The sequence below is a fragment of the Desulfosporosinus sp. genome, assembly GCF_014237355.1.
In the GTDB taxonomy this organism is placed as follows: domain Bacteria; phylum Bacillota; class Desulfitobacteriia; order Desulfitobacteriales; family Desulfitobacteriaceae; genus Desulfosporosinus.
The window spans coordinates 1-19,019 of sequence record NZ_JABZFS010000022.1 but is presented as its reverse complement, the minus strand read 5'-3'; the positions used below and the strand labels follow the sequence as shown (position 1 = coordinate 19,019).

The 19,019-nt window shown below is 40.9% G+C and carries 22 protein-coding genes and 1 riboswitch; of the genes, 5 read left to right on the top strand and 17 right to left on the bottom strand.

The window, feature by feature from the left end; all coding sequences use genetic code 11:
- Positions 1-97: 97 nt before the first annotated feature.
- Positions 98-2,131 (top strand): aminodeoxychorismate synthase component I, encoded by a 2,034-nt coding sequence (gene pabB, locus HGJ98_RS05350; RefSeq protein ID WP_291350029.1) that lies wholly within the window; start codon positions 98-100, stop codon positions 2,129-2,131.
- Positions 2,118-2,921, top strand: a complete 804-nt coding sequence (locus HGJ98_RS05345; protein WP_291350028.1) for an aminotransferase class IV — start codon at positions 2,118-2,120, stop codon at positions 2,919-2,921. Before pabB ends, HGJ98_RS05345 begins: the two co-directional genes overlap by 14 nt.
- A 67-nt stretch (positions 2,922-2,988) precedes the next feature.
- Here the strand turns inward: HGJ98_RS05345 and HGJ98_RS05340 are convergent, their stop codons facing one another.
- On the bottom strand, positions 2,989-3,252 hold the full coding sequence (locus tag HGJ98_RS05340) for an antibiotic biosynthesis monooxygenase (RefSeq protein ID WP_291350027.1): 264 nt from the start codon (positions 3,250-3,252) through the stop codon (positions 2,989-2,991).
- A 245-nt stretch (positions 3,253-3,497) separates the two neighbouring features.
- Between HGJ98_RS05340 and HGJ98_RS05335 the strand changes: the two genes are divergently transcribed.
- A complete protein-coding gene (locus HGJ98_RS05335; protein ID WP_291350026.1) occupies positions 3,498-3,806 on the top strand; it encodes a hypothetical protein in 309 nt (102 codons plus the stop codon).
- 97 nt (positions 3,807-3,903) lie between these two features.
- On the opposite strand, the gene HGJ98_RS05330 is transcribed toward HGJ98_RS05335, so the two are convergent.
- From HGJ98_RS05330 to HGJ98_RS05300, 7 genes are all read right to left on the bottom strand, one after another.
- Positions 3,904-4,347, bottom strand: coding sequence for a DUF2383 domain-containing protein (locus tag HGJ98_RS05330; protein WP_291350025.1), 444 nt, complete (start codon positions 4,345-4,347; stop codon positions 3,904-3,906).
- 56 nt (positions 4,348-4,403) lie between these two features.
- Positions 4,404-4,724, bottom strand: a complete 321-nt coding sequence (locus tag HGJ98_RS05325; RefSeq protein ID WP_291350024.1) for an EscU/YscU/HrcU family type III secretion system export apparatus switch protein — start codon at positions 4,722-4,724, stop codon at positions 4,404-4,406.
- Positions 4,721-5,821: a hypothetical protein gene (locus tag HGJ98_RS05320; RefSeq protein WP_291350023.1), complete on the bottom strand. Its 1,101-nt coding sequence runs from the start codon at positions 5,819-5,821 to the stop codon at positions 4,721-4,723. Before HGJ98_RS05320 ends, HGJ98_RS05325 begins: the two co-directional genes overlap by 4 nt.
- A gap of 37 nt (positions 5,822-5,858) precedes the next feature.
- Positions 5,859-6,449 carry a DUF2103 domain-containing protein gene (locus tag HGJ98_RS05315; RefSeq protein ID WP_291350022.1) on the bottom strand — a complete coding sequence of 197 codons (591 nt, stop codon included), beginning with the start codon at positions 6,447-6,449 and terminating at the stop codon, positions 5,859-5,861.
- Between the two features lie 91 nt (positions 6,450-6,540).
- Positions 6,541-7,041, bottom strand: a complete 501-nt coding sequence (locus HGJ98_RS05310; protein WP_291350021.1) for a metallophosphoesterase family protein — start codon at positions 7,039-7,041, stop codon at positions 6,541-6,543.
- Positions 7,042-7,073: 32 nt separating this feature from the next.
- Positions 7,074-8,180, bottom strand: a complete 1,107-nt coding sequence (gene mqnE, locus HGJ98_RS05305; RefSeq protein WP_291350020.1) for an aminofutalosine synthase MqnE — start codon at positions 8,178-8,180, stop codon at positions 7,074-7,076.
- Between the two features lie 145 nt (positions 8,181-8,325).
- Complete coding sequence (locus tag HGJ98_RS05300; RefSeq protein ID WP_291350019.1) at positions 8,326-8,700, bottom strand: hypothetical protein; 375 nt, start codon at positions 8,698-8,700, stop codon at positions 8,326-8,328.
- Positions 8,701-8,831: 131 nt separating this feature from the next.
- Here HGJ98_RS05300 and HGJ98_RS05295 point away from each other — a divergent pair, with 131 nt between their 5' ends.
- Entirely contained in the window at positions 8,832-9,275 is a 444-nt protein-coding gene (locus tag HGJ98_RS05295) for a DMT family transporter (RefSeq protein WP_291350018.1), read from the top strand.
- Here the strand turns inward: HGJ98_RS05295 and HGJ98_RS05290 are convergent.
- Complete coding sequence (locus HGJ98_RS05290) at positions 9,272-9,802, bottom strand: hypothetical protein (RefSeq protein WP_291350017.1); 531 nt, start codon at positions 9,800-9,802, stop codon at positions 9,272-9,274. The two genes, HGJ98_RS05295 and HGJ98_RS05290, sit on opposite strands and share 4 nt — an antisense overlap.
- A 139-nt stretch (positions 9,803-9,941) precedes the next feature.
- Here HGJ98_RS05290 and uvrC point away from each other — a divergent pair, with 139 nt between their 5' ends.
- Positions 9,942-11,729, top strand: a complete 1,788-nt coding sequence (gene uvrC / locus HGJ98_RS05285; RefSeq protein WP_291350016.1) for an excinuclease ABC subunit UvrC — start codon at positions 9,942-9,944, stop codon at positions 11,727-11,729.
- Between the two features lie 146 nt (positions 11,730-11,875).
- On the opposite strand, the gene HGJ98_RS05280 is transcribed toward uvrC, so the two are convergent.
- The 8 genes from HGJ98_RS05280 to pepF form a co-directional block, all read right to left on the bottom strand.
- A complete protein-coding gene (locus HGJ98_RS05280) occupies positions 11,876-12,067 on the bottom strand; it encodes a hypothetical protein (RefSeq protein ID WP_291350015.1) in 192 nt (63 codons plus the stop codon).
- A 28-nt stretch (positions 12,068-12,095) separates the two neighbouring features.
- Entirely contained in the window at positions 12,096-12,893 is a 798-nt protein-coding gene (locus HGJ98_RS05275) for a C40 family peptidase (protein ID WP_291350014.1), read from the bottom strand.
- 4 nt (positions 12,894-12,897) lie between these two features.
- Positions 12,898-13,038, bottom strand: a riboswitch (cyclic di-AMP (ydaO/yuaA leader).
- Between the two features lie 388 nt (positions 13,039-13,426).
- Complete coding sequence (locus tag HGJ98_RS05270; RefSeq protein WP_291350013.1) at positions 13,427-14,794, bottom strand: PFL family protein; 1,368 nt, start codon at positions 14,792-14,794, stop codon at positions 13,427-13,429.
- Between the two features lie 68 nt (positions 14,795-14,862).
- A complete protein-coding gene (locus tag HGJ98_RS05265; RefSeq protein WP_291350012.1) occupies positions 14,863-15,159 on the bottom strand; it encodes an ACT domain-containing protein in 297 nt (98 codons plus the stop codon).
- A 165-nt stretch (positions 15,160-15,324) separates the two neighbouring features.
- A complete protein-coding gene (locus tag HGJ98_RS05260) occupies positions 15,325-15,651 on the bottom strand; it encodes an iron-sulfur cluster assembly accessory protein (RefSeq protein ID WP_291350011.1) in 327 nt (108 codons plus the stop codon).
- Positions 15,652-15,743: 92 nt separating this feature from the next.
- Positions 15,744-15,983 carry a hypothetical protein gene (locus HGJ98_RS05255; protein WP_291350010.1) on the bottom strand — a complete coding sequence of 80 codons (240 nt, stop codon included), beginning with the start codon at positions 15,981-15,983 and terminating at the stop codon, positions 15,744-15,746.
- A 29-nt stretch (positions 15,984-16,012) separates the two neighbouring features.
- Positions 16,013-16,645, bottom strand: coding sequence for an HD domain-containing protein (locus tag HGJ98_RS05250; RefSeq protein WP_291350009.1), 633 nt, complete (start codon positions 16,643-16,645; stop codon positions 16,013-16,015).
- 79 nt (positions 16,646-16,724) lie between these two features.
- Entirely contained in the window at positions 16,725-18,527 is a 1,803-nt protein-coding gene (gene pepF / locus HGJ98_RS05245) for an oligoendopeptidase F (RefSeq protein WP_291350008.1), read from the bottom strand.
- Positions 18,528-19,019: the final 492 nt, after the last annotated feature.

The following is a 19,019-nucleotide window of genomic DNA, read 5'->3' as shown; positions in this document are numbered from 1 at the left end:
TGAGCGCAGCGAAGGATCTAGATCCTTCGCTGCGCTCAGGATGATTGGTCTTTTATTTTGTAACAGAAACTATGAGATAGTTAAAGGGGAAACAAATATGATATTTTTGCTGGATAATCATGACTCTTTTACTTATAACCTCTACCAATACTTTGGCGAACTTGGGGAGGAGGTTATTGTCAAACGCCGGGACTCCTGTACCCTTCAGGATATTGAAGAACTACACCCAGACCTAATTGTTATTTCACCCGGTCCATGTACTCCTGATGAAGCACCTCTATCCCTAGCTGTTATTGAACGCTTTAAAGGGCGAATACCAATTCTGGGAGTATGTCTTGGACATCAAGCTATAGGCCAATTTTTTGGTGGAAAAGTAATCCGTGCCAAACAACCGATCCACGGGAAAACTGAACTCATTAGTCATGATCAGCAGGGGGTCTTTAGGAACCTTGTTGATCCTTTAGAAGTTACCCGTTATCACTCTCTCATCATAGAACGTGATACCCTTCCCGAAGATTTGAGCATAACAGCTGAAACAAAGGACGGCGAAATTATGGGTATTCGCCATATTGAATTACCTATTGAGGGAATTCAATTTCACCCGGAAGCCATCTTAACTCAATCCGGTCATGAATTACTAAAAAACGCCCTCCAAAATGCTAAGAGCTGGCAAGTTGAAAACGTTCCATCTCCCTGGTTCGTCAAGCCCCTCTCTATCTCAATTCCTCCTTATCTCTTATTTAGGGCTTTTAAAGAAGACCCTTCTCCCTTTTTCTTAGATAGTGGGAAAGGCTATAAGGAACTTGGCGCATATTCTTATCTGGGATCATCCCCTTTTTTAGAAGCTACGGCCTACCCTGGACAACTCGAAGTTATTTGGCCAAATCGTTCACAGCACGACTTAACCCCTCTTAAACGGTCTGAATGTCTGAACTTTCTTAATAAAGCATATCATAAGTATCATGTTCCGCAAGCTCCTTTCCCCTTCTCCGGTGGAGCCGTAGGTTTTTTAAGCTATGACCTAAAGAATGAACTTGAGACCCTGCCTAAAATTGCTTCGAATGACTTGAACTTACCCCTATGGCGCTTTGCTTGGTATGATGGAATTGTTATTTACGATCATGCTCAGGGGAACTATTGGATCACAGCCTGCGGGATTGAGGAAGACGGAACCTGCCATCCAGAATTAGCTCATGAGCGAATAGAACGTATAGAAAAGACCCTCTATTCCTATGTTGAAGAGCATCCTGACATTGAAGCAATAGTTGATACTATGTCAACGCCTCCTCACTCGACCATTGAACCAAGCGTCACCAAAGAAGAGTATTTAGCAGATTTACAACGTGTTATTGACTACATCTATGCTGGGGATATCTATCAAGCTAATCTCACCCAACGCTTTTCTCTGGATTGGGAAGGAGATGCCTGGAATCTTTATTCTCAACTTCATAGACAAAATCCGGCCCCTTTTGCAGCCTTTCTCCCTTATTCAGATTTCCAAGTTCTTTGCAGCTCTCCGGAGAGATTTATCCGCATACAATCAGATGGAAAAATAGAGACCCTTCCCATCAAAGGAACGCGGCCCCGTGGAGAGTCTCCCTCAGCTGACCAGCAACAGGCAGTTGAACTTCAAAACAGTCCGAAGGATCGAGCCGAACTGACGATGATTATTGATCTGGAACGAAACGACCTTGGTCGTATTTGCGAGTTTGGAACGGTTAAAGTTCCTGATTTAATTAGACTTGAAAAATATCCAACGGTTTGGCATCTTGTTTCGACAGTTACAGGCCAACTTTTGCCTAGTCTAGAACCGAGTGATATCTTGAAGGCTGTTTTTCCCGGCGGATCAATTACCGGCGCTCCTAAAATTAGAGCTATGGAGATCATCGAAGAGTTAGAGCCTCATTCACGCGGACTCTATACCGGAAGCATCGGTTACATGGGCTTTGATGGAGCTTGGGACTTAAACATTGTCATCCGCACGATCTTGTTGAAAGACGGAAAAGCCTTTATTCACGCTGGTGGCGGGATTGTTGCAGACTCTAAACCAGTGGATGAGTACAATGAGACTCTAGATAAAGCTAAGGCCCTCTTTAGAGTCTTGAAAGGACGATTAAATGATTCCCAGTGAAACCTTATTATGCGATGACCGTCTAACTTTATTTGGATTTGGGCTTTTTGAAACTCTGCTAATCAATGACCAGGGTCCACTGTTTCCTGATCTTCATTGGCAACGCATGAACAAGGGGGCTCAGAAGCTCAATCTTTGTCTGCCGGATCAACATGAATGGTTGCACGGGATCCAGAAATTTATTCAGCAAACGTCTGGACCTGTCCCTTATGCCCTTCGTGTCACCCTCAGCGGAGGAGCACCTCTTACTAATCTTCCTTCCCAGATCCTATTTCACCGACGCCCTATTCCTTATACGCCTGCCCAGTATTCCTTAGGTATACGACTTCACCTTTTATCTTCCCCACGTAACGAGCAATCTCCCTTGTGCTCTATAAAATCAACCAATTATCTCGAAAATCTCTTAGCAAAGGAAGAAGCTAATAGACTAGGATGCGAGGAGGGGTTATGGCTTAATACCCAGGGATATCTTGCAGAAGGTACGATGAGTAATCTTTTTTTTCTTAAGAACGGAGACCTCTACACACCTTCACTTTCAAGCGGGTGTTTACCGGGGACGCGTCGTCAACTTATTCTTGAAATAGCTGAGTCTCTGCAAATATCAACTCATGAAGGTTTATTTACACTATCTGACCTCTTATCCTCTGATGAAATTTTCTTGACAAACTCCCTCATGGGTATAATGCCAGTTCGCCAAGTTAACGATGTTAGTTTTTCAGTCTCCTCACCGGGTTCGCTCAATTCGGAAATGAGATGCCTTGAATTAGGATATAGGGAACTAGTTAAGTAAGCCTGTAGGGGAATTTCAAATCAAAAGGTCCTATGGTCATTGAACCACAGGACCCTCTTTTTTTACATCAATACTTTTCTTCAAGAACCTCGAACATTTGCGGGGTTGCTTGCTTAAAGGCGTTATTTTCTCCAACAGTATCTGCCCATCGTTCGTATGCTGAACGAGTTTCCCACTTCGAGAAAAGCATTATGTCCTTTGTATTGCTTTGTTTATTAACTGAAGCGAACTTAAATCCATCAATATCCTCTACAGATTGTATCCCTGTTCGAACATCTCCTAAAATTCGATCTGCATCTGGACCATTGAACGTATGAATAACTGTCAACATAGTATATGCCCTCCATCTATCCAGTTTCATAAATAACCTTTAACAGTTTATCCTGAACTCGACTATCAAATACTTATATCCTGAACTTTTAATTAGTCCATAGCATAATTTAAGGTATAACCTTTCGTTATGTTGTGTCAAAAAACCCCATCGTTTTATCGTTCATTTCATGCTATACTAAACTTAATAACTCCAAAAATCCAAATACGTCAGAAATCTCTGGTATTTACAGAGGGGGATTATTGATGAAACTCAATTACATACGAACCGATTTTCCAAACGGCCGTTCAAACATATTAATGCGGGATTCTGAATCTACAAATCCTGAACTAGTTCATTTTTTACTTGTTTTAAGTAATAAAGGAACCTTATGGGTCGATGTATTTTGGCCTTACGATGAAGAATCTGAAGGCTATACCCGTAGAATCTCAGAACAACAATTCTGGCAGACCTTTCGCGAATGGAGATTACAAGGTATTATTCTGGGAGACAATGGCAAAGTAGCCAATATGTTGGCAAGGAAGCATTTATCTCGAAAACGAGAAAAGGCTTAAGGAGAACCTAAGATACATGAATGAAAAGAAGCGGCAAAGCCCCGCTTCTTTTTTTAGTTTGTCTACAAGATTTTCCCATCGCTTCGTCAGCCAAGTTCTAGATATTGTCGTATAAACCTTCCCGCAAATTCTGTAACTGTTTTAGATGATCATGTTCATCTGCGAATATAGGATCCAAAACCTCTTTTTGGGCACTATCTAGATACTGTTCTGAGTATTGAACAGCTCTAGCTAAACCCTTATCCTCACCGTCATATAAGCGTTCAATCATTTCAATGGGTGGTGTCTCCCTTAGATTCATTAGACGGGTTTTCCAATCTGCCATAATACCTGTAAATCCTGCGCCTTCCTCGGCCTGCCCCCCATTCGTTTGAATATAGTATGCTATGCGGGTTGCATGTTCCTTATGGTCTGTGAGGATTGCGGTTAGATGGTTTCGTAATGGACTGTCAGTCAGTGTATCAATATACGCTTGATATTGTTGAATGGCCATATGCTCGCCCTTAAGGATCCTATTCAGCACTTCAAATGGTGTCATCATAGAGTAGCCTCCTGCATCCATATTTTCCTACTAGGGCTAGTTTGCGAAGCATTCAATTATTTATGTATAGTTGATGACAATCTTGAGCGAGATTTGGCTTTGTCCAGATTGTAAATAAACGCCAACAACTCTGCCACTGCACGATACAGTTGAGGTGGTATTTCCTTTGTGAGCTCAACTTGCATTAGTGCTTCAACAAGTGTTTCATTTTTCTGAATTGGAATTCCTTCAGAATGAGCGGTTTCAATAATTTTTCGAGCGATTTCTCCTGCACCTTTGGCTACAATTCTTGGTGCTCCAGTTTGATCATATATTAGGGCAGCCGCCTTATCTTCTTTTTTTAGTTGCACCTTGTTCTCGACATCTCTCTTTTTCATCTAGAAACGTCAACTCCACTTCGACGAGATCCTTTTAAGAAATTTTGAAATTCAAGATTATTCTTAAGTTCTCCCACTTCGACTCTCTCTATATTAAAGCCCAACTTAGCAAACTTTACTCTAGTTTCGGGAAGAACTTCTTCTAAAAGTTGAGGAATAAATTGTAAATCTTGACTAAGAACACGACAGGTAAAGGAATCTTCATTAAAAAATGAATCAATACCAATTTCACCTAGCTCCTGAGTTTCTATCAAGATGGCTATACGACAGTGTTGTTCATCCATTTTTAGTCCCTTACGAGCGCTCTCAATAGCAATCTGCACTGGAATAAACTGTTCTTTATTTAAGAGGGGCAAATGAAGCAGCATATAAGCAGTATCCATAGCTCCTGTCTTAAACCACAGTTGCTGACCTGTTATTTTCTGTAGTAATTGAGCTAAGGGACTATCCGAATCAAGGTCTCCCTCTTGACTATGGATTGCAGCAAGCAACCTGCCTTTAAAGGTTTCTTTTAGACTACTTTTTTCCATCTCCTTGTCAGGATGATCCATTTTAAGCATCTGTAGTATTCGTTGCTCATAATTAAGGCCAAGTTTTTTCAAACTTGCTAAGAGCTCCTCGAATCCATGATCATCTGACAAACTATCCCACTGAGGTATTGCTTTTCGCAAGTTCATTATTAATTCATCAGTTAAAGTTGCCCCTTGCAAACTCCCCAAGAACGAACTGAAGACTCCCAAGTTTGAAGTCGGAAATGATTTTACCATAATTATTATTTCCTGACTATTGGGTAGTCCCCTTTCAGTTAACTGACGGGCTGGTTGTGGTGCAGAAGAATTCTCGGTTTTTCCAAGTAATGGTTCACGTATCAACAGTACGCCGCTCTCATTTAAATGCCCCACCTTGACCCAAAACTTCTCTCCTACCTGAGTCGAAGTTTCTAATAGCGCTGACATAGTTTGTCCTTTTACTCGAACCGTTCCTTCTCCCTCATTATGTTTATGTACGACTTCCACCAACAGTCGCTCCCCAATTTTAAACTTATTTAGCAGGGGTGCTTTAAGCGAACTAGGCGCCGATATACTATTAACATCCATCTATAACACACCTCACATGCGCCTGCTCTATGTACTATCATTTCCTATGTCGATTACCTTTTACTCTCAAATTTGATGTATTTTCATTCTCAAGAGTTTTCTTGAGCTGTTTCATGGCCTTTAATGTAGAATGGTCTAACTGATCCGAGACATGTACTACCTTATGGTCCTTTTGATCATAAGACGTATTAACATTACCCTGAGATCGTTCTTTCTTTTTCAATTGGGTCCTTTGGGAGGAAGGCTTAAACTCTAGTTTAACCTCAGGTTTTGAAGATCCTTTCGATACCTTCTTCCTAATGTCATTATTAGAGTTAGTTTTAGCAATATTTGCCGTTGTCGTAGGTAGATCGGGTGGAAATTCTTTGTTTACCCATTCCCGTACAAGTTCTGGGTATTTAGTCACAACAAAGGCTTCTTGGATGGAACCACTACTTTTTAACAATAGCTTGCATCCCGTTTGGGTTTTATATTTATAAACAATGCCTCTTTCTGATGACCGGTTAACATCAATAACTCCAGGAATGATGTCTGTCACTTCCGCTAAACCGCTTAAACTCTCTAACCACTTTAATGCATTCTGAATTATACCGTGTTCACGTTTCAACTTATTCCTGCGATGTTTCATAATTTCCTCCGGACATTAGAAAACTAGGCTGTAGCGCTATGCCATAGGCACAGCGGACGACGTAGTTGCGCTGAATGACTATCACGAAACATTATACTTTCGGTTTAGTGCTGAAATATAGATGTTTTGCCTGAACCTGCCCTTCTTGAATATCTATAAGTCCGAAAGAAAAGTATTGCTCACGTCGTTTATCCGTTGGAGAGCCAGGGTTAAACAGGAGAATACCGTTCCTCCATTCCATATACGGGGAATGGCTATGTCCAAATACTATTATATCAACTTTAGAATCCAAAAAAGCAAAATAAGCTCGCTCTGGGGTATTCTTTCCCTTACCGGCATTGCCGTGAATTAACCCCACTTTCAGTCTCTCGCATTCTATGATTTTTCGATCTGGCAAGGGAACATCCCAACCATCACAATTTCCTCTCACCGCATGAATTGGAGCGAGGCAAGCCAGCTCCTCCACTAAACCCATGTGGGTCAAATCACCGGCATGTAGAATCATGTCTACTTTAGTTAAATGTTCCCAGACAAAGCTGGGGAGAGATTTGCCTTCGCGTAAGTGAGTATCGGATAATATTGCTATGTGCATCCTTATTCACCTCATTTTCTAGGTAGTAAAGGTTACTTACTAGGAAACACGGTCTTTATGACATGATAATAGGTATCTCTTTCAACTGCTTGTAGACCTAATTCATGAATCATGCCAATTAACTGCTGCTCGGTTTGCATTTGGGGACTTGTGGCACCCGCTGTGTGGTAAATTTTCTCTTCACGTACTACTCCGTCAAGATCATTGGCACCAAAGGAAAGCGCCATTTGGGCAACTTGAGGGCTCGATGAAACCCAATAGGCCTTGATATATTTAAAATTATCTAATATTAGTCGAGCAACTGCTATTACTTTTAACGTTCGAAAGGCACTCGCCGGAGTTAGATTTTCAAATTTAGTATTTTTAGGATGAAACGCTGTCGGAATTAAAGCCATAAAGCCTTTTGTCTCATCTTGCAAAGCCCGCAAAGCTAAGAGATGATCAATCAATTCCTCATCTGTTTCAATAATTCCATAAAGCACATTTGCATTAGTAGGAATACCTAGCTGGTGAGCAGTACGATGAATCTCTAACCAACGTTCTCCACTTAGTTTTCCTGGACAAATAATCTCTCTGACTCTTGGGCTGAAGTTCTCTGCTCCTCCACCGGTTATAAAGCTTAGCCCCGCTTCCTTTAGAGTTTTAAGAATATCAAGGACTGGTAAATTCTCGATCTGGGCAAAATAATCATATTCTGCCGCTGTGAAGGCTTTCAAGCTAACCTGAGGAGCCCGTTCCTTAGTTTTCCTGATCATATCTAAGTAATAGGTGAAGGGGAGATCGGGATGTATCCCACCTACGATATGTATCTCTGTAACTCCTTGATCCGCAAATTGTCCAGCCTTATTGACAACTTCTTCAATTGTCATAGTGTAGGATCCTTTTTCTCCAGGATCTTTAGCAAACGCACAAAGTCCACAGCGTACCTTACAGACATTTGTATAGTTAATATGGGCATTATTATTATAAAAGACCTGATTACCCGTTATAGCACGTTTTTGCTCGTTCGCTAGATAACCTAGGCCTAGTATATTCGTTGTTTGTAAAAGTTCTAAACCATCCTCTCGGTTTAGCCGTTGTTTCGAAATTAGTTTTGAATATACCCTTTCTAAACCTCTGATTACTGGATCAAATTCCACTTATGGACCCTTCTTTCCTGAAATTGTTACTTATTTTCATTATAACATAATTCCTGAAATTCGAGAAAAGATATAGAAAAGAAGTCGAAGGTGTATAAATAAAGGACTGAGGCAAGTTAACTTTACCTTCAGTCCGTAATTAGTTTTAGTGATAATGCTTCATGGCTTTACGCTGTCGCTTAATTGCTTTGCGCACTTCATTTGCTACACGCCAAGTTTCGGTTTGGTGAGGAGTTATTAACTCTACTCGTCCAGTGCGTTTGTCGATTAATATATCAACAGTAGGTTTTCGCCCTTCAGTTTTCTCTTCCCCAGGGTGCAAGATATCAATTCCTATTTTGTTTTCATCATATTGTGGAGGAACCAGGTAGTTCAATACCTCTTCGGTGGCATCCATTAATTCCCCGACTTGTTCTTGAGGATAACCTTCCCGGAGTAAAATCTCCCTCACCTGTGTTAAAGGATGGTCTAAGGTGAGCAGCATCTGGGCGCGCTGTACCAAATTATAATCGATGTCCATGACGCCACCTCTTTTGTTTTATTTTTGCGATACTTACATTTTCCCCTCATCCTTTGTAATGAATACTGATACATCTTAACGGAAATGGCTTAATTCACCATCATGGAAATAACTGCTATAGGAGGATTAACATGTCTAAATTATTATCATTACCATTTTTAATTGCTGCTGTATCGGGGGTTGCTATGGCGGTTCAGGGAACCATAAACTCATCCTTAAGCCAAAAAACTTCTTTACTTTCTGCGACACTCGTTGTCCATATTATCGGTACACTTGTCGCTTTAGTCACTGTATTAACTAGGCGAGTACCCCTAATAAAACAGGATTGGAGTGCAGTGCCTTGGTATCTTTATCTTGGGGGTGTATTAAGTGTCATCATCGTCGGCCTTGTTGCAGTAAGCATCCCGAAAGTAGGAGTTTGTAATGCCACAACTGCAATCATCATCGGGCAAGTCAGTACGGCTGTATTAATTGATCATTTTGGATTCTTTGGTGTGACAAGGCTTCCTTGGAGCCCGTGGCAACTTCTTGGTATCGGCTTTTTTGCAGCAGGCGCAAAACTTCTCTTCCGTTAAGGTTTGGTATTATTGCGATTTAAAATTAGAGCCATATTTGTAATAATGGCATAAATCTCATCACTGACAACATACTTACGTATTTGCCCATTGGCGGACAGGATAATCGTGGTTTTACCTGATGCATTTTGATCACTTTCTATCAAGCGCTGCAGGTACGCATAGGCATCACTGCTCACGGACATTTGCTTAAATTCACCGTCAGCAACAAAAATCACCCAAAACCCTGAGGAGACTTCATTATTACTATTACTATATAAGGCATTGGATACACTGGAAAAATCTTGGCCCAAGAAATTTTGATTATCCGTAAAATCAGTGTATGGATTTAGGGAATTATTTAAAGTATATTGATCATTTAGCGTACTAGTTTGGGTCACAGGCTCCGCAAGATGCGAGTAAATATCTTTAAAAAAGTTTGGGAAAAGAACATAACCAACAACCCCAATAATTAAAATCCAAAGGGCGAGGGCCTGCAAATCCTGCCATATTTCATTGCGTGGTGGTCGTCCCCAGGTATTTGACATTCCTTTCCCCTCCAATATTCATTATTAAGTTACTATGACAACCAATGTCCCAATACATGTATACGTACACTGTAATAAAGATATGTATAACTTGCATCTGACAATTCCAACCTCTACAATAAGAAGTGAGGTGGGGAGTATGGATCTGCTTCGACAAAAATTGACCTTGTTACCGGATAAACCGGGGGTCTATCTAATGAAAGATAGTCAGGGACAAATCATTTATGTCGGTAAAGCCAAACTATTAAAAAATCGAGTAAAGTCATATTTCACTGGTTCACACGACGGAAAAACCGCCAAATTAGTTAGTCAGATCACTGATTTTGAATATATTATGACTGATTCAGAAGTTGAGGCCCTTGTCTTAGAATGCAACCTAATTAAAAAGTACAACCCGAAATACAACATTCTATTACGGGATGATAAAACCTATCCTTACCTAACGATTACAGAGGAAAGCCATCCTCGAGTGCTGGTTACCCGGCAAATAAAAAAAGGCAGCGGTAAGTTTTATGGACCTTACCCCAATTCGACTGCCGCTAAAGAGGCTGCTCGTTTGCTCAATCGATTGTTTCCTTTTCGCAAATGTCGCCAAATTCCCTCTCAACCCTGTCTTTATTATCACCTAGAACAATGCCTTGCTCCTTGTGTTGAAGAGGTTTCTCCCCAGGTGTATGATGGAATGCGCAAAGAAGTATCGTCCTTTCTAAAGGGTGATCAAAATGGAATTCTTACTCTTTTACAGGAAAAAATGCTCATAGCCGCTGAAGCGCTTCAATACGAACGAGCCAAAGAGTTTCGTGACCTAATCGAAGATTTGAAACAGCTTGGAGAAAAGCAAAACATCACACTCAATGATTTCATTGACCGTGATGTGCTGGGGTACGCAATAACTACTGATCAGATGTGCATTCAAATTTTTTATTTACGTCAAGGTAAATTACTGGCCCGAGATAGCTTTATCTTCCCTTATTATGAAGACCCAGAGGAGGCTTTCATTTCTTTTGTTGCTCAATTCTATATCGAACGTGCAGTATGGCCCAAGGAGATTTTGCTTCCGTCTATCGAGTCTCTAGTCTTATCCAAGCTATTTCCAATTAACGTACCACTGAAAGGCAAGAAGCGAGAATTGATCCAGATGGCAATGACTAATGCCCAGACCACCCTTCACGACCAAATTACCCTTGAGGTAAACCAACAAAATGATAACCATCAAGCTTTAGCAACACTTGGGGAACTCTTAGGGATCCCATGTCCCAGCCGCATAGAAGCTTTTGATATTTCAAACATTGCAGGGACTCATACCGTTGCCGGTATGGTACAATTCGTCGAAGGTAAACCTCAGCGCAGAGGATATCGTAAGTTTAAAATACAACCGATGGAGACATTTGATGATACTGCTGCCATGAAACAAGTTGTTCGGCGCAGATATGCAAGGCTAGTTTCGGAGAAAGAACTTCTTCCAAATCTAATTTTAGTTGACGGTGGTAAGGGGCAAATCAAAGCAGCTTTAATGGCTTTAAAGGAATTAAACCTAGTAATTCCAGTTGCTGGAATGGTTAAAAATGACCGTCATCAAACTCATGGGCTTATCGATCAGTCTGGGACTCAGGTCCCTTTAACTAGAAACCATCCTACATTCTTTCTGCTCAATAGAATTCAGGACGAAGTCCATCGTTTTGCCATTACCTTTCATAGACAACAGCGGGCAAAAAATATGACCCTCTCTGCCCTTGATAACATCTCAGGTATCGGACCAAAACGCAAACAGAGCCTATTACGTCACTTTTCATCCCTTGAGGACATTCAGCAAGCAAGTATTGAGGAGCTTCAAGCAGCCGGACTGCCTCAAAACGCTGCTACGACCATCCATGAATACTTTTGTACAAATTCTTTAAAGGAAGACCATAAGGGGGGACTCCGTTGATCCTAAACTACCGAGTGGAATTATGTCGTAAGTGTTACTTCAAACGAACTCGCAATTGCTCATTAACGGATTATTATATTCATAATTCGTCATACTCCATAACTAAACCAGGCGGCGAATGTATAAAATTCAAACCAATCCCCTGGTTACCGCTGCCCTGAAAATAAGTTTAGGTTAATGTCATCCTGAGCGATAGCGAAGAATCTAGATCCTTCAGTCGTGCCTCCTTCAGGATGACACTGCCCTTGAGTTGCTGCCGCAAAGCGACATAGGGGTCTGATAGTAACAAAAAGTACAGCAAGAACTCTAAAAAGTCCATGCTGTACTTTTTTCTTCAAATAGGTTCAGCCATAATAAATACCCGTCCTAGTTAACGCGACGAGCGCCAAGATAACGATTTGCATAATAGCTATCACTAAGGCTTGTAGTACGAACGCCGCTATTGGATGCATGAATAAATTTACCACCGCCGACATAAATGCCAACGTGTGACGCTCCCTTAGCATAGGTCGTAAAGAATACTAAATCACCTGTTTGTAGTTGGTCCTTCTTAACACTTGACCCCACATTAAATTGCTCTTGAGATGTCCTCGGCAAGGAAATACCTGAGCCCTTAAAGACATATTGAGTATATCCCGAACAATCAAAGCCTCTCTTGCTGGTTCCTCCATAGACGTAAGCTACACCTTGAAGGCTTTGAGCATTATCTACAAGGGTAGAGCTGCTTGAACGAGATATTTGTGGCTTTGGTGTGGGAGTGGCTTTTGCCTTTGGCTTGGGTGCAACTGCAGTTGCGACTTGAATTGGTTTTGTAATGCTCTTAGTAGGTTGTTCTTTTTTCTGGGTTTGGACCTTTATTGTAGGTTCAGCTACTATTTTTGCAACAGCGACTGGATTTGGAACTGATTCTTCAGGTGTGGCTGTATTTTCCACACTTATCTTCGTTTCTACAGGGTTAGGGATCCATTGCATTTGCTTGCGCACCGTTTGAGTATAAGTTTCCTTGGCCGAAATAGTAGAAGCTGTCAGCAAAGGCTTCAACGCGGTCTCACTTTTTGTTGAATTAATCTCATTTGAAGCTAATGCCGGTAAGCTACTAGCTAAAAGCAGGCCTGCTAAAGAAACGCTTCCCAACCACTTTCGTGTAGATGAGAAAACTACCAAGGATTTGTCCACCTTTCTTAGCTTACGAGGTTAGTTGACGGATTCGGGCAGTAGGTGTTAGCCCTACACGTGAAAGGCAACGTGATTCACCCCAAAATAATCCCCCGCTCCAAAGGATAGGCTTTGGATTCAGCTCTTACTATAAATAATAATATTCGAGACAAACAGAAAATGTCCTGCATTTTAGTTAAGGTAATTAATCCCTTTATATAAGAAAATCCCCATTTTTACGAGGATTATCACACCTAAAATCCTTCTAGGGGTAAGAACCTGCACCCTCTTTTATATTGCTATGGGGTTGTCCACTCAAAACCCCTATAACAGTGTATCCTTATTTGGACGATACATTCATCCATTATATTCCTCAGAGACCATTTCTATCCTCTTCTTGATGTCCAAAGCCACAGCATTAGGCTCCATTTATCTCATAAAGTTATAAGTATTAAATTGGCATTCATATAGAGGTGGCCGGTTAAATAATAAAAAAGACCTCCTTAAAAAGAGGTCTTTTCCCTAAATCACAATAAAATTGATTAGTTTGTGAGACTGATAATCGGCGCTGGTATTCGCCCTCCACGGCGAACAAACATGTTTGAAGAATAGGGATGGATGGCAATGACTGGTGCTCCTCCTAAAAGCCCTCCGAATTCTACCCGATCTCCAGCCTTCTTACCGATTGCAGGGATCACTCGAACGGCAGTTGTTTTCTTATTAATCATCCCTATTGCTGCTTCATCCGCAATGATAGCCGAAATCGTTTCTGAACTTACGTCACCTGGCAAGGCAATCATATCTAGACCAACAGAACAAACACAAGTCATGGCTTCCAACTTATCCAGGGTCAATGCTCCTTCTTCGACAGCCCTTACCATTCCTGCATCCTCTGAAACAGGAATAAAAGCTCCACTCAACCCTCCAACATGAGACGAAGCCATCGCTCCTCCCTTTTTAACGGCATCATTGAGTAAAGCCAAGGCTGCTGTAGTACCATGTGTACCGCATCGTTCAAGTCCCATATTCTCAAGTATTTCGGCAACACTGTCTCCTATAGCAGGTGTTGGTGCCAAGGAAAGGTCTACAATTCCGAAAGGAACACTTAAGGACTTCGAGGCAGCACGCCCTATTAACTCACCCATACGGGTTATTTTGAAAGAGGTTTGTTTAATCAGATTAGAAAGCTCGCTAAAATCTGCTTCTGGATATTCTTTGACAACCTTTGCTACAACTCCTGGCCCACTTACACCGACATTGATAACACAATCCGGTTCTCCTACGCCGTGAAAAGCCCCTGCCATGAAAGGATTATCCTCTGGTGCATTACAGAAGACCACTAGTTTTGCAGCCGCTATACCATCACTGTCTGCAGTAAGTTGTGCCGATTCTAGAATCACTTTACCCATTTTAAGAACTGCATCCATGTTGATTCCTGCTTTAGTAGATCCAATATTCACGGACGAACAAACAAATTCCGTTTCACTTAGAGCTTGTGGGATAGAGTCAATAAGTGCCCTATCTCCTGCCGTAAATCCTTTTTGAACCAGGGAAGAAAAACCACCGATAAAATTAATGCCAATCTCACGAGCAGCCTTATTTAACACCTTAGCGATCCGCACCATTTCTTCTGAGTTCATTTGTGCAGCGGCAATCGCTATAGGAGTAACTGAAACTCGTTTATTAATAATAGGAATCCCATAACGAGCTGAAATTTGCTCACCTACGGTCACTAAACGCCCTGCATTTTTGGTGATTTTGTCGTAGATATTCTTTTCCATTTTAGCAATATCTTCTGAGCTGCAATCAAGCAGACTGATCCCCATGGTAATGGTTCGAATATCAAGGTTTTCCTTATGTATCATATTAATCGTTTGTTGTATTTCTTCTTGTGCGAACGTAATAGTCATGATGCCCTCCACTATTCCTTTCTTAAATACTTCTTGAGTATCTTTAGAAATTACTTCTGGATTTCAACTTAGATACGATGCATAAAGGTAAATATGTCCTCGTGTTGAACCTTTACCTGTAGCCCCTTCTCATTTCCCTCTTGTTCCAGGGAGACTGACAAATCAACAAGTTCTATAGAAGAAGGTTCTAGGTCAACTACCATGATCATGGTAAAAAATTCGTTCAAGATAGTTTGACTGATGTCCAAGATGTTCACGCTATATTCTGCGAGTCGCCCTGAGACCCATGCGATAATTCCAATCTGGTCACGACCTAATACGGTAATAATTGCACGATTTGATGCTTCATTTTGTGGCATAGCCATAGATCATCCTCTCTTTGTATACGTGTGTATCATTATGGGGATTAGACTAACATATTTATGAAGTATACTCAAGCATAATAAAACTTAATACAAAATGCATTCTCGGTCCATATGGTCATATTGACGAAAAAGAGAGCTCAATGTGAGCTCTCTTTTAGAGATTCATTATGAACAGCTTCCGCCGCAACTATCGCCGCAACCTCCGCCAGACTTTGCCGTACGAATTTCAAATCCACCACCCTGGCTGGATTCGATATAATCAACGACAGCCCCTTCTAAGTAAGTAGTAAGTTTTTTATCCGTTAGTATAGACACACCGTGCTCTACATCAAGAATATCTTCATCTGTTTTTGACTCTTCCAGAGTCATGCCGAAATTCGGCCCACCTCAGCCAACGCCTACAAGATAAAGGCGAAGAAATGCATCTTCTTTATTTTGATTTTTAAGCACTTCTTTAACTTTTTGGGCTGCTATTTCCGTAATATTAACCATTATCTTCACTCCTTTTTAATCCAATTCATCTTAATATACCATACTTATAGTTTTTTTAAAAGACAATCTCATAAATACCACACTTTTAACCATTAGACTTCTTTTCCATTAGCATTTGGTTGAAAGTCCATCCATAGCCTACGTACTTCAACTTCAATACTTGCAGGAAGGTCTTGTGATAATCTTTGCCATTGTTTCAATTCTCCCTGAATTATCTTTACCAAATTCTGTCCATCTGACCAAGCTATAAATGCTTTTGGTTGTGGACTAATCAGGGTATGAACAAATCCAAGAAAAATAACAAGAGTTAATAACCGCCAGAGCCAACCCATTAGTTTGATTCATCCTTTCAAGCTTTAATTCACTCACTAAAATTAGCTTGTCCAGAATCAGATAATCTAAGTCCTTCAGCATGAAGCTCTTGCCAAAATCCTTCCATGTAAAGAAATAATGGGTCAAAATATCCTTTAGCCGTTTGCGTAAATAAATGGTCTCTATAGGTTCTAATCTTTTTCTGATAAAACTCTTCACAGGAGTTTTCACCGCTTAAAGTCCATCCTTCAACTCCAGCCAATGTAAACAATCGCCCTATCCCTATGGCTCCTACAAAATCCAATTTATCAGCATCGTACAGGATTTTTGCTTCAAGAGTCTTTGGTTCATGCCCCGCCTCGCGAGAATGAGAAATAATCGCTTCTTTCACTTGCGTCACTACATCCTCAGAATACCCGTTTTTTTGCAAAATATTCACTGCTAAACCCGCACTACTTTCAGCATGTGTTTTTTCTACGGCGCCTGAACGACCGATATCATGCAGAATTGCTGCCAATTCAATGACAGTTGAATCTGCTCCTTCAGCTTTCGCTAGTTTTTTACCCCATTCTCTAACTCTCAAAGCATGGTCTAAATCATGAGCACGATCTTTTCGAGCATAAAACCCCTGAGCCACCTGAATTATTTGTTGAAACCTATCTTGTGAAGCTATAGTTTCCATACAATCCCCCCCTCAATCCCCCCTTGGGGTCTGACCCCCACACAATGAGACACAATTCAATAGGACCAAAATATCTCACTTAATTCAGAAGATCCTCTAACTTATCTATTAGACCTGCAAAAACTTGCAAAGCATCCCGAACAGGGACAGGTGTCTCCATATCTACGCCCGCCTTACGCAGTAATTCAATGGGATAGTCCGAACTTCCACTACTTAAGAATTCTATATAGCGAGCCACTGCTGGTTCACCTTCTTCAAGAATCGCTCGAGCAAAGGCAATTGCCGCAGAGAAACCTGTGGCATATTTGTAAACGTAAAACGCGTTATAAAAATGGGGTATACGCGCCCATTCTAAGGCGATTTCTGGATCAAGGACAACCTCTTGTCCGTAGTATAGTGCATTTAATTCACGGTACATTTCCGATAGGTTGTCGGCAGTTAATGCTCCACCTTCCTCAACAACGCCATGAATCTTTTTCTCAAATTCGGCGAACATAGTCTGCCTAAAAATAGTTCCTCGGAACTGCTCAAGATAATGGTTAATCAAATAGGCTAGAATTTTAACGTCTTTTGTTTCTTTTAAAAGATGTTCCATTATTAAGGATTCATTTAATGTTGAGGCAACTTCAGCGACAAAAATCTTGTATCCTGCATAAAGATGGGGCTGTTGGCGATTCGATAAATAGGTGTGTAAGGAGTGTCCCATCTCATGTGCAAGGGTAAACATAGAATCCAACGTGTCTTGATGATTTAGTAAGACATAGGGATGCGCTCGGTATGTACCCCAAGAGTAGGCTCCACTAGTTTTGCCTTCATTTTCATAAACATCAATCCAACGTTTTGAAAATCCTTCGTTTAAGATACTAATATAATCATTTCCAAGTGGTTTTAGCCCTTCAAGAACCATATTCTTTGCTTCTTCATAGCTGATCTTCATGGTAGTTTCCGGGACAATTGGCACATAAATATCATACATATGTAATTCATCAAGCTTTAAGATCTTTTTGCGCAATTGAACATACCGATGCATATGGGGCAAAAACTCGTGTACGGTATCAATGAGGGAAGTATACACCGTTAAAGGAACTCGATCATCATCTAAGGAAGCCTCAAGCGCCGAAGGGTAATTCCTAATCTTAGCAAAAAAAACATCAGACTTTACACTCGAATTTAGAGTTGCCGCCCAGGTATTCCTTTGCTTATCATAGGTGCTATAAAGGGTTTTGAAAGCTGATTTTCGCACCTCCTGCTTGTGACTCTCCATAAATTGTATAAAATTACCTTTTGTTAATTCAATAGACTGACCGGATTCGTCAATGATATTTGGAAATTTAAGATCTGCATTATTAGCCATGGAAAAGATCGCCCCTGGAGCCTCTGCCAATTCTCCAGCTTCAGCTAATAATCGTTCCTCTGCAGAACTGAGAATATGTTCTTTCTTGCGTAGGATATCATCCAGGGCATGGTTATAGAGTTCCATTTTGGCTGAATTTGCGCGGAATTCCTCTAGTTTCCCCTCTGGCATTGCTAGTAATTCTGGAACCACGAAAGATGCCGCACTACTCACCTTAACGGCTAGAGCTCCCGCTCGATCAGTTAGGGCTTGATAGTTGGCATTCCTATTGTCCTCATCCCGACGCATACGAGCGTAAGCATATACTTCTGCAATACGAAGACTTAGATCATCCATCCACTCAAAACACGCTATTAATGTATCCGCGTCATCAGCTAAATGACCCTGAAATTTCATTCCATCGGCTAGGAGTTTTTCGACTAGAACAAACTCCTCTTCCCATTGATTATTATTTGAAAAAATGTCTTCTAAATGCCATTTATGAGCATCTGAAATCTCTGCTCTGGACTTTAGTCGTTGTTGTTCCACTAATTTACCCCCCTAAAGTTTTACCTATCTTATTATATACATCCAACTGTAAAATTACTATTTCCTACGATATTATAAGAGTATGAAACTAACCAAATCATAGGAAGCAAACTATTGTAAACATAGCGAAGCAGGCAGCGTACGTTCCACTGCCTGCTTCACCTTGTCCACTATCCCCTTTAGAAGGTTCCCCAACCTTCTAAACTATATTTTACTCGATCCTTGCGCCCTATGCAAGAGTGTTGATCAAGCACTTTCGACAATAAACTTGCCGATAATCTCTATCTGTATTATGATAGTAGAAATATATTCAATATTCATCAAGTGTTTACACACTCGTATCAATTGCGTGGCAAAAACTTGAGGCAGACCTTGAGATTCTGACTCGTCCCTTAAATGGATGGGACAGATCTTTTTTAGTTAGGGAGGATACAGAATATGAAAAAAATGGGCTATTTAGGACCAAAGGGGAGCTTTTCGGAAGAGGCACTT